This is a genomic window from Planktothrix tepida PCC 9214 (assembly GCF_900009145.1).
Classification (GTDB): Bacteria; Cyanobacteriota; Cyanobacteriia; order Cyanobacteriales; family Microcoleaceae; genus Planktothrix; species Planktothrix tepida.
In genome coordinates this window covers 209,721-223,656 of the sequence record NZ_LN889802.1, presented here as the reverse complement: position 1 = coordinate 223,656, position 13,936 = coordinate 209,721, and the positions used below count along the sequence as shown (strand labels likewise).

Annotated in this window: 10 protein-coding genes; 5 read left to right on the top strand and 5 right to left on the bottom strand. The window is 38.7% G+C overall.

Annotated elements, in window-relative coordinates:
* Positions 1-42 precede the first annotated feature (42 nt).
* Positions 43-780: a Uma2 family endonuclease gene (locus tag PL9214_RS15195; protein WP_072719630.1), complete on the bottom strand. Its 738-nt coding sequence runs from the start codon at positions 778-780 to the stop codon at positions 43-45.
* 238 nt (positions 781-1,018) lie between these two features.
* Here PL9214_RS15195 and PL9214_RS15190 point away from each other — a divergent pair, with 238 nt between their 5' ends.
* Together PL9214_RS15190 and PL9214_RS15185 are read left to right on the top strand one after the other, a co-directional pair.
* Positions 1,019-4,798, top strand: a complete 3,780-nt coding sequence (locus PL9214_RS15190) for a hypothetical protein (RefSeq protein ID WP_072719629.1) — start codon at positions 1,019-1,021, stop codon at positions 4,796-4,798.
* Positions 4,799-5,021: 223 nt separating this feature from the next.
* Positions 5,022-7,268 carry a glycosyltransferase family 2 protein gene (locus PL9214_RS15185; RefSeq protein WP_072719628.1) on the top strand — a complete coding sequence of 749 codons (2,247 nt, stop codon included), beginning with the start codon at positions 5,022-5,024 and terminating at the stop codon, positions 7,266-7,268.
* A gap of 42 nt (positions 7,269-7,310) precedes the next feature.
* Here the strand turns inward: PL9214_RS15185 and PL9214_RS15180 are convergent, their stop codons facing one another.
* The gene (locus PL9214_RS15180; RefSeq protein ID WP_072719627.1) at positions 7,311-8,930 is read right to left on the bottom strand and encodes a Ppx/GppA phosphatase family protein; all 1,620 of its coding nucleotides are present in this window, start codon (positions 8,928-8,930) and stop codon (positions 7,311-7,313) included.
* Between the two features lie 104 nt (positions 8,931-9,034).
* Here PL9214_RS15180 and PL9214_RS15175 point away from each other — a divergent pair, with 104 nt between their 5' ends.
* On the top strand, positions 9,035-9,916 hold the full coding sequence (locus PL9214_RS15175) for a 4-hydroxybenzoate solanesyltransferase (RefSeq protein ID WP_072719626.1): 882 nt from the start codon (positions 9,035-9,037) through the stop codon (positions 9,914-9,916).
* A gap of 49 nt (positions 9,917-9,965) precedes the next feature.
* Here the strand turns inward: PL9214_RS15175 and PL9214_RS15170 are convergent, their stop codons facing one another.
* A complete protein-coding gene (locus tag PL9214_RS15170) occupies positions 9,966-10,241 on the bottom strand; it encodes a cupin domain-containing protein (protein WP_072719625.1) in 276 nt (91 codons plus the stop codon).
* Positions 10,242-10,338: 97 nt separating this feature from the next.
* On the opposite strand from PL9214_RS15170, the gene PL9214_RS15165 reads away from it, so the two are divergent.
* Positions 10,339-11,100, top strand: coding sequence for a peptidylprolyl isomerase (locus PL9214_RS15165; RefSeq protein WP_072719624.1), 762 nt, complete (start codon positions 10,339-10,341; stop codon positions 11,098-11,100).
* A gap of 144 nt (positions 11,101-11,244) precedes the next feature.
* Here PL9214_RS15165 and hetR read toward each other — a convergent pair whose 3' ends face one another.
* Together hetR and PL9214_RS15155 are read right to left on the bottom strand one after the other, a co-directional pair.
* A complete protein-coding gene (hetR, locus tag PL9214_RS15160) occupies positions 11,245-12,147 on the bottom strand; it encodes a heterocyst differentiation master regulator HetR (RefSeq protein ID WP_072720060.1) in 903 nt (300 codons plus the stop codon).
* 454 nt (positions 12,148-12,601) lie between these two features.
* A complete protein-coding gene (locus PL9214_RS15155) occupies positions 12,602-12,973 on the bottom strand; it encodes a hypothetical protein (protein WP_072719623.1) in 372 nt (123 codons plus the stop codon).
* A 301-nt stretch (positions 12,974-13,274) separates the two neighbouring features.
* Here PL9214_RS15155 and PL9214_RS15150 point away from each other — a divergent pair, with 301 nt between their 5' ends.
* The gene (locus PL9214_RS15150; protein ID WP_072719622.1) at positions 13,275-13,925 is read left to right on the top strand and encodes a lipase family alpha/beta hydrolase; all 651 of its coding nucleotides are present in this window, start codon (positions 13,275-13,277) and stop codon (positions 13,923-13,925) included.
* Positions 13,926-13,936 lie beyond the last annotated feature (11 nt).

Here is a 13,936-nt window from a genome sequence, read left to right as displayed (position 1 = left end):
CGCGTCTCTCTAAATTATTTATAGGTCACGTCTCTATAATTATTAGGATAAATCGCCATATTGTTCTCGATAACGCTGCAATAGGGCTTCTAATTCTTCAACTTTTTGTCGTTCTTGTTCTATTTGTTCTGTCGGTGTTGGTATCCAATTCTGATTTTGATCATACCAACGCAACCAACATCCTGCAATTCCTTGATAACATCCTTGCCATAATCCTAAACCTAATTCTAATTCGGGCATCCAAACCCGTGAATTTGAAACCGTTAATTCCTGATAGCGACTGGCATTATTTTGAAACACCCGCAGTTCATTGGTATAACGACTAAAAACTACATAATAAGGAATGCGTAAAATCCGTTCGTAGACTTCCCATTTTGTCGGAGGTTGATGAATTTCCCGCAAGGTTTGACCTAAATCTTCGGCTTCTGTTCCGGGTGATAATAATTCTACCACCACAAACGGGTTTACTCCTTCTTGCCAAGTTACATAACTTAAGCGTAAATCCCGTTGTTCATATAACCGAGATACCCCCATAACTGCAAACCAATCTGGGCGTTTATACCAGTTCAAATGGTGAGGGTCATAATAGAGATTGAGGTCACTGGCAATAAAAACCGAGTCAGGAGAATAACCGGGGGGATGAAACGTTATTCTCAATAATTCGGGTTGTAAATCATGGAATTCGTCTGGCAAACCGGGTTCCTCCGGGTCTTCACTTTTGAGGTCATACATCGTCGGTAGGACTTCTTTCGGGGAACGTGGGGGGTCAGTTTGAACCATAGCAGACTGAATAAATGCTTAAGGATTAAGATAGCATAAAATAACCGAAATAGCCATTAATTTCAAAGGAAATTATAGCCGTTCTCAATCATTAATGAATTCAGACCAGAAGCTGGGTTTTTAGCTGTTTGATGATCTAAAATAATTATTAATAAAAATCTAACTCGCAAGATTAGCCGTTATCGTAGACATACATCAAAATCCATTCCGTCTTTTCCCCAAAACCCTATTTCTCCCCATGTCCCCTTCAAAACACCTGATTCGCATCTTAATTCAAGCTGATACAACTAATCCGATGATTTTAGAAGGGTTAGAAGCTTGGTTGCGTTTAGGTTTATTATCCGATGCCCAAGTGCGCGAAATTGGTGAACTTTATTTAAGTGACCCTATCCCTCGAAAGGTTGTCTCTTCTGAGAAAACTAAAGTGGTTAGCACGGAAACAACAACTCGAAATTCTGTTGTTTCTAAACCGCCTCAACCTGCTTTTGAATTACCAGCGATTATAACAGATTTAGTGGAATCTTTAAAAGCTGAATTGAGTGTTCGCTGGCTATTATTTTTAGGGTTATTTTTAGTCATTGTTTCCTCTGGGGTTTTAGCAGCGAGTCAATGGGAAAAATTTCCAGCCACCGGACAATATTTAATCTTATTTGCCTATACCTTTGCGTTTTGGGGGACGAGTTTATGGGGAAGTCAACAGTCTAGCTTACCCGTGACGGCGGAAGCTTTAAAATTAGTTACCTTACTGTTAATTCCTCTAAATTTTTGGGCAATGGATGGATTAAAGTTGTGGTTATATCCTTTGGGTTTAGTTACAATAGCGATCGCTACAATTGCGCTAACTGCCCTCACTATTATCTTATATCGAAATCAAGGACAATTGCAACGTCGTTTCCTCTTCAACCAGTTAGGATTAAGTTATCTAAACTGGGGGTGGCAAATTCCAGGTTTTCCCATCATAGCGGTTTATTTAGGAATTATCATCAGTGGAATTTTAACTATTGCTAACCCGCCCTCAACATCTTCGACTCCCAACCAACGCATCGACCCTAAAATTATTGTGATTTATCTTTTAGCCTTGCTGTTTGGTCGGGCAATTTTTGGGGTTGATATTCCCATTAGTGAACTCGGATTAGCATTAGGAATCTTTTCAATATTTTTATATCTTTCTCCTTCTATTATTTTACATCGGTGTAGCTATGGTATTCTAATTTTCGGCTGGTTAACAACTCTTTTTACTCAACCCGGACAAGCCTTTTTAATCAGTGGAATTGGAGTTGGAATTTTTACTCATAATTTATTAAAATACTGGAAACGACAAGATTTAGCTGCAATTTTTGGTTTTGGATTATCAATGGTGGTGTTAGTAGGTCGTTTAATTCCACCGGAACTTAGACAAACAGCCATTACAGTTGGAGTAGAAGTTGCCCGTTCTCAGCAGTCTCCTTGGGCTTTACTCAGTTTAACCTGGTTTCCCTATCTCATTGCAATGGTTGTCTTTACGGATTGGATTTACCACCGTCCCCAACGAAAATTAGCTCAGTTTGGAGATCAAATGGGTTTAATTTTCGGGTTATTTTTAACCAGTTTATCATTATTAAACCCCCCATTGCGATCGCTAAATTTATTAGCCTCTACTATTACTTTAGCGGTGATTACGAGCCGTCGTCAACCCCTAAAACCCCCCTTAGTTTTAGCCACCCATCTTTTAGGGTTAGTTACCGTTTGTAATCTAGTTTACTGGCAATTTCCCAACTTAACCTTAGAACTTTGGGCAATAATTTTATTGGGCTTAATGCTGGGTGAATTTTTATTATTTACGGTCAATAGCCCCTTAGATAATATTATCCGAAAAGATGCCTTAAACCTAGGAATAGTATTATCTGAACTCAGTTATATGTTATTTTTAACTAACTTTTATTTTGATAACAAAACTTTAGAAATTACTTGGTTAATCACACCCCTAGCCTTAACAGTTGTAGCAACCCAAACCACAGACACCCAACGAATAAAAGCCAGCCAATTTAGTCTTGTAGCTTGTGGGTTAGTTCAAATTTTAACGTTACCCCATCCTGAAATCCGTTTATTGAGTTTAAGCTTAACAACGCTATTAATGGTTGTTAATACTCAAGTTCTAAAAACGTTATTGGCATCAACTTTTACCGTTGGTTTAGGATTAACTTTACTCTTTTTATCCGTACAGGATTTTGTAGTCAGAGAAGGATGGTTAATGCTATTGAGTTTAACCGTCACCGGGTTATGGATATTGCGTTTAATGTTATCTCGATATGGTTCATCTCAATCAAAGATTATTAAACTTTATAAAAAATCCATTGATGGTTGGGCAATGGTACTATTAGGGTTTGAACTTTCAGCGATAACCCTTCATTCCTTTGGATTATATGCAGCGAAATTTCCAGCGAATTCTAACCTGATTTCAACGTTAATCATTGTAATAATTGCCTTAATTCTCCGAGGATTCAATATAGCAGAACCACCCAGAAGAGACAGGTCTGGATTCTCCCCTTGGATATTATATAGTTTAGCTTGGGCGGTTGAATTACTGATTGTTGAAATTCTAATTTTTAACGACCGTTCTTTAGTTAGTTTAGCAGTTACTAATATTATTTTAGGACTGATTACACAACTTTTTGGAGATTGGTGGCAACGTTATTATCAAATTAAAAAACTGCCTAACCCTTGGCAAGTTATTCCTATTCTTTACGGTCTTTTAGGTGTTATTTTCCGCTTCCCAACTGTTGCTAATTGGACAGGATTAACATCTTTAGGGCTGGCTTTAATTTTAATCGGTATTGGCAGACGCAGTAACGACACCAAACCTTTAACTTATTTAGGATTGATAGGGGTTTCTGTTTCTACCTATGAAATTTTATTCTATCAAATTCAGTCTCAACCTTTAGCCACACAATGGATTGCTTTTGCCACATTAGGAACCAGTTTAATGTATGCCTATCGAGTTCTCAGTCCTGGGTTAACGGTTTATTTACGACTGCTGGAAAGTGAAATCAAATTCATTGCCCATCTTCATTGGTTTATTAGTAGTCTATTTTTAGTGTTAGCCAGTTTAACTCCAGGTTATTCTCAACCTTTTTTAGCCATTGGAACCAGTATATTAGTCGTGCGTTATGCTATTTTCCAAGGTCGTTATAATTCCAATCCTACAGCCTCTGAAATTTGGGTCTATCTCGGTTTAGCAGAAGCAACCGCTTTAATTCTTTATCTTCAACATTTATTCAATTTAAACGGATTTTTTATTCCTTGGTCAGGGTCAATTGTATCAATCATATCCTGGTTCTTTTATATTTTGCCTTGGAATAATGGTGGATGGTCGGAGAAACCCTGGAAAAGAGCAGCCATTATTCTTCCGATTATCACGGTTATCACTTCCTTTTTCCTCTTACAACCCGAACAACAATTAACGTGGTATATTTCAGCCATTCTTGCCATAATATTGTATATGGTGTTATCGAGCTTTACCCGGAATATTCGCTTAAGTTATTTCAGTTTAATCTTAATTAATTTTACCTTTTATAATGGGTTAGGGTTTATTAATTATCAAGCGGATGAGTTTATTCTGACCCTCCCCATTGCCTTATCATTACTTTATTTTGCCCAATTTGAACCCAATTTAACCTTAGAACAAAATCGCCCTTGGCGACATGGATTTCGGATTTTTGGAACCAGTCTATTTTGTGGAATGTCTCTGATAACTAATCAAGGGATAGGGATTCTTCCGGGAATCTTAAGCTTAATCACAATTTTTGCTGGGTTAGGATTTAAAATTCGAGCGTTTCTCTATATTGGAACTGCAACATTTTTAATTAATATTGTAGAGCAACTGATGATTCTCAATGCTCATTATTCTTTTATGAAATGGGTAATTTCCTTTATTTTAGGGTTAATTTTAATTTGGATTGCTGCTACTTTTGAAACCCGTCGAGAACAATTAATTGCTCTTTGGAATAACTGGATGACAGAATTAGAAACCTGGGAATAAGGCAAAAACTCTGCATTAATTTGGCTCAAACCCCGATACAGAAGCATTTTCGATAATATTTTCAAGGTAAAATAAAAAATTAATTCAACGAAAAATAACAGAAACCCTGCAATTTTCAAAAAAATGTTAAATAATGTAAAGCAGTTCTTCTGCGAATCTGAGTCTTAGGGATGACCTCTGACTCAATACAGACTAAATGCGTTCCAATAGGAGTTTCTGCATTATGACATTTGGGTTTAGTAGTCAACGCCTGAAACGGTTAATTTTGTTGGGATATCCTCTCCCTCAAACGACCACTTTAGTGTTTCTGGGATTAGTTACATTGATTACTGTATTGAGCCTAGCGTGGTTGAACGGCGAACCCAACATTACCAAATTTTTTAATCTCCTTTGTAACTTCCAAAATAATCCTCCCTGGTGGTCTGAAGTTCCTGAATTGTCTCCTAAATATTTGTTGTTACCGACCCTAATTTTTTCTGGAATTGCAGCAATTATTATTAAAGTCTCTCCGCAGCCTCAAACTTGGACAAGAGCGTTAATTATTAGTATTAATTTAGCCATTATTCTGAGATATTTATTATGGCGGGGTATTACCACACTCAATTTAACTCATCCTGTTGCTGGAATCTTAAGTTTAGGGTTATTTTTAGCTGAATTACTTATGCTGCTTCTGAGTAGCTTACAACTTTATTTATCCCTAAAAATTAAGGATAATAAATCTGAAGTCAATCCCCTAGCTAAGGATATTATAGAAACTCGATATACCCCTTCAGTGGATATTTTTATTCCCAGCTATGATGAACCTGAATTTATTATAAAACGGACAATAATTGGCTGTCAAGCTTTAGATTATCCCCATAAAAAAATTTATCTCCTTGATGATACTCGTCGCCCAGAAATTAAAAAATTAGCTAAAACTTTAGGATGTCAATATATTACACGGGTTGATAATCTTTACGCTAAAGCCGGAAACTTAAATCATGCGTTAATGCAGACAAAAGGAGAATTAATTGTTGTATTTGATGCAGATTTTATTCCCACCAAAAACTTTATAAATCGAACCATTGGCTTTTTCCAAGATTCTCAAATTGCCTTAGTTCAAACCCCCCAAACTTATTATAACTTTGACCCAATTGCCCGAAATTTAGGCTTAGAAAATCAATTACTTCCTGATGAAGAACAATTTTATCGTCAACTGGAATTAATCAAAAATTCGGTGGGGAGTACCGTTTGTTCAGGAACCTCTTTTGTTGTGCGCCGCAGTGCTTTAGAGAGTATTGGAGGGTTTGTTACAGAATCTATTTGTGAAGATTATTTCACCGGAATTCAGTTAACAGCTAAGGGATATCGCCTGGTTTATTTGAATGAAAAATTAAGTGCTGGGTTAGCAGCAGAAAATATTAATGCTCATTTAACGCAACGAGAACGATGGGGACAAGGAACATTACAAGCCTTTTTTATTAAGTCTAATCCCTTAACCATTCCAGGTTTAACCCTCGTACAACGGTTAGCTCATTTAGAAGGATTAGCCAGTTGGTTTATGTTTGGATTGAGAATCTATTTACTGATAATGCCCTTAATTTATGCCTTCTTTAATATTCTTCCCGTTCAAGCCTCTTTAGATGAATGGCTTTACTTTTTTACCCCCATTTATTTCTTTCAGATGATAACTTTTTCTTGGTTAAATTATCATAGTCGCTCTTTTATTTTTAATGAAATTTGCTCTATTCAACATTGTTTTCAGTTAGGATTAATGGTATTTAATACAATCCTTAATCCTTTTAATCAAGGATTTAAGGTAACGCCAAAGGGTATCATTCAAGATCGCTATAATTGGAATCATAATTTGGCTTTACCCTTAATTGGATTTTGGATCTTAACAGCTTTAGCTGTCCTGAAAATTACGATTTTAGGAACACCTGAAATAGACGAAATTAATACCGAATCTGGAATCAGTTTAGGAATTATTTGGGGCGTTTACAATTTAATTATTATTACCTTATCTATTTTAATGACAATTGATGCCCCTAAACCTGATCATTATGATTGGTTTGAATTACGGCGAGTGGTACAAATTCAGATTCAAAATCAAACTCTTTGGGGAATTACAACCCAAGTCTCAGAAGCTGGTGCAGAAATTGATATTACAACCCAATATCCCCTGGATTTTTCGACTCAGCAGACCATTAAACTAGATTGGGTTGAAGAAAATTTAAGCCTACAGGGACACATCAAAACCTTCGATTACAAAGGAGATAACTTAACCCTACAGGTCGAATTTGAAGCCGTGAGTTTATCTCAATATCGTCAACTGATTGAACTTTTATTTTGTCGTCCCGGTCAATGGAAAAACCAAAAAGTTCCAGGGGAATTGAGATCGCTTTTTCTGGTTTTTAGAGCCTTAATTAAACCCCGATTTTTATTTGATAAAAAACCCAAAATTAAAGCCATGAAAGTCTCCCAATTCTAAATCTTGTAGGGTGTGTAAGCTCCGCGCACGCACCCCAAAAGATTAAGGTTCTAATTGAGCCACTAACTTTAACCCATAGTTAGTTTCAAAAGCTTCTTTCTTGAAGTCTAAACTCCATAATTCTAAAGCACAATCATCATCAGCATGGGTTGGTTTTAATTTCAAATAAAACTCCCGTGCCATCGGTTTATATTCACAAATAACTTGAGAAATGGCACCAATCAAACGTCGATCTAATGCCACTGCTAATCTTAATAAAGGATGCAATTGATCAATCACTTGTCGAAACCGTCGCGGTAAACCTTGATAAGCTTCATGTTTCTTTTTAGGACTACTTTTCCGGTGATATCGAGCTAAATTTGCGATCGCTTCAATTTCCATTTCTGTAAATCCTAATAATTCTCCATAGCGAATTAAATAATAGGAATGTTTATGATGAGCAGAATGACTCACATATAATCCGCAATTATGAAGAATACTAGCAGACCATAATAATTCCCGTTCAGTTTCTCCCCAATTATGTAATAATCCTTTCGTCTGATCAAATAAACTTAACGCCAAAGTAGCAACCCGTTGACTAGATTCTAAATCAACTTGATATTTTTGAGCAATTTTTAACACGCTTCTTTCCCGAACTGAACGGCCATAATGAAGTCGATCATCAATTAACCCATGAGTTAACATCCAGTCTACAATCACCCCTTCTCGGAGACTGCGTTCACACACCGTTAAAGACCGCAGATTTAACAACGTCATAGCTTCTTGTAAAATTAAAGCCCCCGCTAAAATAATCTCGGCGCGACGGTCAGCAATTCCCGGAATTTGTAATCGTTCTTGATAAGATAATTTGCGAATGCGATTAATAAATTCTTGTAAGTCTTCTAAGGTTAATTTATACCCAACTAACCGAGTGGGGTCTGTTCCTGACTTCTCTCTAGCTTTAATTCCAACTAAGGTTTCAATCGTTCCTGAAGTTCCCACTAAACGAGGAATTTCCCCGGATTTTAAATGGGAAGATAATTCATCAACAACTCGTTCTAATGTGCCTCGAATATAAGCTTGTAAATATAAAAATTCCGCACGACTAATCGGATCTGTATGCACAAAATCATGGGTTAACCGCACCGCCCCCACTTTTGTACTACTTAAAAATCGAGGTTCCCAACCATCTCCTAAAATTAATTCCGTAGACCCCCCACCAATATCAATAATAATATGGGGTTGGTTATTAAATTCCATTGCCGAAAGTACCCCTAAATAGATGCGTCGGGCTTCTTCCTGACCGGAAATTAAACTAATTTCTAAATCTAATTCATCAGCGACTCGGCGAATAAATTCTCGACCATTGGGGGCTTCTCGAACCGCACTGGTTGCTACGGCCACAATTTGTTCCGCATTAAAGGTTTGAGCAATGCCTTGAAACCGTTTTAAACAATTAATCGCCCGTTCCATTACCTCTGGTTTGAGGTTGCCCTTTTCTCCACAATCTCCCAAACGAACGGTTTCTTTTTCCCGTGCAATAATTGTAAAAGTGGTCAGTTGGGGCTGAACTTTCACCACAACCATGTGCAGAGAATTTGTTCCTAAATCAATGGCGGCTAAGATTCGATCTCGATCATCTGCGGGTTCAAAACTCTTCACCAAAGGCATTGATGTGACCATAATCACTCTCTAAGAAGCTATTCTTTTTAATTTTAGACCGATTGCGGATCTGTGTTAAAAAATATTGTGAAGACTCCATCTCTTAATCTCGATATCAACGCGCAATGCTGACCCAATCTAATCTACCGGAACCGACTTGGCAAATTATTATTCGACTGTTGCGATGGGATAAACCCGCCGGACGCCTAATTTTGATGATTCCTGCCTTATGGGCTATTGTTTTAGCAACCAATGGCACACCTCCTTTAGCTTTAATTTTAGTGATTGTCTTTGGAACCTTGGCCACCAGTGCCGCTGGGTGTGTCGTGAATGATTTATGGGATAGGGATATTGACCCGGAAGTAGAACGCACTCGCACCCGTCCCCTCGCTTCCCGTGCCTTAACGGTCAAAACCGGGTTGGTTATCGCTGGGGTTGCCTTCATTTGTGCGGCGGGACTGGCCGTTTATTTAAACCCTTTAAGTTTTGGCTTATGTGTGGCGGCTGTTCCGGTGATTATTGGCTATCCTTTAGCAAAGCGGGTGTTTCCCATTCCCCAATTAGTTCTATCAATTGCTTGGGGATTTGCTGTCTTAATTAGTTGGACGGCGGCGGTGGGAAATTTAGAAACAGCTACTTGGTTTTTATGGGCTGCAACGGTATTATGGACGTTGGGATTTGATACCGTTTATGCCATGAGCGATCGCGAAGATGATATTCGTTTAGGGGTAAATTCTAGTGCCATCTTTTTTGGAGAACAATCTGCTAATGCCGTTGGGATCTTCTTTTTAGGCACAGCAATTTTATTAGGAATTTTAGGCTGGAATCTACAGTTACATTGGGAATATTGGCTGACCCTAACTGCTTCTATTGTGATCTGGTCAAAACAATATTGGCAACTGCGAAACCCCGATCTTCCTAGACCGATTTATGGCAAAATTTTTAGTGATAATGTCGGAATTGGTTTTGTTTTATTAGGGGGAATGATTAGTGGGTTGTTACTGTAGAGACGTGCCACGGCACGTCTAAATAACGGCACGCCTAAATAGCAGAGATTTAATCCCCAAACCTATAATGTTTGCGAACATCTGCCCGGATTTTCCACCGACAAGACAGTCCCGCCTCAAAGGTGACTAAATCCCCTTTCCCAAACTGGACTGGTTCGCCAACCTCTGGGGTAACGATGACATCCCCCGCTAATAAATAGCAGGTTTCGCTTTCATCATACGTCCAGGGAAACTCTGAAACCTCCTTTTCCCAAATAGGCCAATTAAAAACCCCCAATTGTTCCAATCGTTCTAAACTGGGTTGAGATTCAACGTGAATGCTCATTTCAATTTCCTATCAACATCTACGCCCAAATTTTACAGGAAGGGAACCTCAACCCATACAATATTGGTGAATAGAATTTTTTAGGATGTAAATCTCAGTGGCGAATCCCTTTTTAACCGTTAACGACGAACCCATTATTTTAGGTCAAGCACTGAAATATTTGCAAACGGCTGGAAAATTACAGCCGATGATCACAGATATTCTGCGAGAATATATTCTGGATCGGGAATTGCAAGCTCGGTCTGATTTAGATGTCCCGGCTGCGAGTATTGAACAAGCGGTTGTGAACTTTAGGCTAGAACGCAATCTCAGTGACCCTCAAGCGTTTCAACAGTGGTTAGAAAATAATCGCATGAGTTATGAAGGGTTTCACCAGCAAATTATGCTGGGGTTCAAACGAGAAAAACTTAAACTTTTGGTGGTAGAACCCGAACTGGAAAACTATTTTGTCCAACGAAAACCCGCCTTAGATGCGGTGATTCTGTCCCGCATTTCTTTAAATGACTATGAATTAGCAGAAACATTATTCAACCGTTTAAAAGAACAAGAAACCCGGTTTGAAGAATTAGCAAAAGAGTATTCTATTACCAATGAAAGCTCGTTTAATGGCATGATGGGAGCCGTTTCTTTGTCAACTTTACCCGATTCTCTTAAGGTCATTGTGCAGCAAACCCTACCCGGACAAATTATTAGCCCCCAAGAAGTGGAGGGAGGCTGGTGTATTTTCCGAGTTGAACAATTTTTAGAAGCGTCCTTAGAGAATCCTCAAATCAAACAACGGTTGCAAAATGAGTTATTTGAACGCTGGTTAAATCAACAACTTCAATCCGCTAAAATCACCCTCAATATTCAAGATTAATTTTCTAATAGTAGGGAACAGGGAACAGTAAGTAGATGTTCAGTTTTAATAAAAAATTGCGATCGCTCTTGATTTTATTAGATGCGACCGCTTTTTCTTTATTCTTTCTGACCTGACCCATGAAACAGCCCTAGCCCTTGCTTTTTAATCCTCTCCTTTTGGCCCAAATACCATTTGTACCACCATGGGTTCTCCCCCTTTTTCATGATATCGATCAGCCCATTGACGAATAATTTCATCTAATTCTTCAATCGCTTGATCAATTCGTTCAGGAGGGATATCTAATTCTTCCAAAACCCTCATGACCCTGGGTTGACGTTCAGCCCAATCTTTCATTAATCTGAAATATCGAGCTGTATCTTCAACCATAATATAAGTGCGTTCTTCCTGATCTTCTGGAGAATAGGACGAACGATTCAAGGCATAAAAGGGCATTCCCCAAGGAGATTCTATTTTAATAACTGTTTCGGAATAAGTTAAACGTCGCTTAATATGTTCTGCTAAAGCTTCACTTAAAGGCATTCTGCGACTCGGTTCTAAATCTTCTTGAGAACGCCTATGCAAAAATTCAATTAATTCCATAAATTGAAAGGAATTAATTAATTGAGCATCGGGTAAATATTTCGGGAGTTTACTTTCAATAACCCGCTTTTCTTCTGAGGTTAAACTACTACCGGAAATGCGAGATTTACCGGGTTGCCAAGGATAATGTTCTAACCAAACATAGGGAAATTGAATCAAATATCGAGGTTCTTGAGACCCCAACATTTTTAACAGTTTACCTTCGGTTAATGCTTGTTGAACTTCCTCAACAATCACTTTAACTCGCTTCGGTTCAATATGGTGCAGGTGTCCTGTCATTCTCAGGTTTTTTCCCTGCTCCATATAAGTCATATAGATAGCGCATTTTGCCGCCGTTGCGGCTGCATCCAGGAAAGCCCCATGTCGATGTCCACTGGTTCGCATCGCGCTAAAGGCCAGATATAACATGATCTGATCCATGGCGCTGGGGCTCAGACTTTTGATCAGATCGGTATCTTTTGTCATAATCATCCCTGAAATCGCCTACCTTGGAGGCATGGTAGCATCCTCCCTAAATTGTGAGAAATTCTCTGACTTGGAAACCCTAAGTTTAGGGGAAGTCAGTTTTTTACTCAATCTACGCCAGTTCCTATCCCTGAGATGAGTGAGGTTTTGACGCTTGAGTGAGCGTTGTGAATTGAACTGGGATGTGACGACACGATTATTGATGAGCATCGTCAAAAATTAAGTAGATTATTTCGCACCCTTGGCACTCAGGGTTCTTTATTGATGGATGTGTCACACGACTCTATTATACAAGACCTCTTGCTTTCTACAAGAATTTGCTGAATTCTCAATAAAATTCCCCCAATTTTTGGATATTTTTCATCCCTCAGAAAGAGAACAACCCCCCTAGCCGTCTCAATGAGGTTAGGGGGGTCTAAAGGCTTGAAAAATTGTTCTGAAGGATTGATATTGATTAAGAACGATTCATCTGATTTGCCATAGTTGTAAACATTGCCATACTTGGCCCTGGCCACCGGCGAGGAGTAGAGGAGTTCGGCATTAAATTATCTGGGGCGAAGGTCATCCCCGCAGGTGTTTTGACTTGTCCCGGGTTGAGGGGTGCAGGTTCCTTAGCAGGGGCGGGTTTAGGTTGAGGAGGAACAACGGCGGTGGTCTGAGGTTGCGCTGATGGAGCCGATGGGGTTTTAGTCTTTGCAGATTTTTCTGGTTTTGTTTGAGCTTGGGGTGCAGGTTTGGACTCAGGTTGAGGAGCCTGCTTATCTTTCGCTTCGCCAAACTCTAAAAAATATTCATCTTTTTTAGAATTGAATAGTTTACCTAACATTATGTTTACTCCGTCTGTATTTTTAACAAATTTAAAGCTTTAGCCCTAACGATAGATTAAAGAAGAATGAAAGATTTGTCTATAAAAATTTACATTTTGTTACATTTATTCCAAGATAAGCCCCTGTCTTGGGCTTGATTCACCATAATTCTGTTAAATCTTTGCATTTATTTACAAAATTCTCAGAATTGCTTGACGGTTGCCCATTCCCTAACACCCAATTCCCGGAGTGTCATATCCCGTAGTCGGGTAGGGTTTGTGATAGTCTAAGTTGGAACCAGATTAATCTCGTGTTGATCCGATGAATAACAGCACCCCTCGCAATCCGGTTTTATTGATTCATGGTATTTTTGATACTAAAGCTATTTTTAAAACCATGACAGCCCATCTAACTCAACGGGGATGGAATGTTCATAGTTTGAATCTCATTCCTAATGATGGCCGATTAGGATTAGAAGTCTTAGCCAAGCAAGTTGCTGATTATGTGACTCAAACTTTCCCCGCCGAACAACCGATTGATTTAATCGGCTTTAGTATGGGGGGAATTGTCAGTCGTTACTATGTCCAAAGGTTAGGCGGGATTGAACGAGTTCAACGTTTCATCACCATTTCCTCACCTCATCATGGAACTTTAACCGGATACCTTTACCCCACCTTAGCCGCATCTCAAATGCGTTCAAATTGTCCGTTTTTACAAGACTTAAATCGGGATTTAGAAACCTTAGACCGAATTAATTTTACCTCAATTTGGACACCCTATGACAGCATGATTGTTCCGGCTCAAAGTTCTCAAATGCCCATTGGTCAAGAATTTATTGTAAATGTTTTAGTTCACTCCTGGATGGTCAATGATCCAAAGTGTTTAGTTCGGGTTGAGGAAGCCTTAAATACACCGTTAAAAACCCTCCCCACTCCGGTATCACCCGCTATGGTTTCCGGTCATAACGGGTAACAAACCGAATT

Excerpts from the sequence above, each read along its gene's own strand:
- PL9214_RS15195 (WP_072719630.1), bottom strand. The coding sequence starts at position 780 with ATGGTTCAAACTGACCCCCCACGTTCCCCGAAAGAAGTCCTACCGACG.
- PL9214_RS15190 (WP_072719629.1), top strand. The coding sequence starts at position 1,019 with ATGTCCCCTTCAAAACACCTGATTCGCATCTTAATTCAAGCTGATACA.
- PL9214_RS15185 (WP_072719628.1), top strand. The coding sequence starts at position 5,022 with ATGACATTTGGGTTTAGTAGTCAACGCCTGAAACGGTTAATTTTGTTG.
- PL9214_RS15180 (WP_072719627.1), bottom strand. The coding sequence starts at position 8,930 with ATGGTCACATCAATGCCTTTGGTGAAGAGTTTTGAACCCGCAGATGAT.
- PL9214_RS15175 (WP_072719626.1), top strand. The coding sequence starts at position 9,035 with ATGCTGACCCAATCTAATCTACCGGAACCGACTTGGCAAATTATTATT.
- PL9214_RS15170 (WP_072719625.1), bottom strand. The coding sequence starts at position 10,241 with ATGAGCATTCACGTTGAATCTCAACCCAGTTTAGAACGATTGGAACAA.
- hetR (WP_072720060.1), bottom strand. The coding sequence starts at position 12,147 with ATGACAAAAGATACCGATCTGATCAAAAGTCTGAGCCCCAGCGCCATG.
- PL9214_RS15155 (WP_072719623.1), bottom strand. The coding sequence starts at position 12,973 with ATGTTAGGTAAACTATTCAATTCTAAAAAAGATGAATATTTTTTAGAG.
- PL9214_RS15150 (WP_072719622.1), top strand. The coding sequence starts at position 13,275 with ATGAATAACAGCACCCCTCGCAATCCGGTTTTATTGATTCATGGTATT.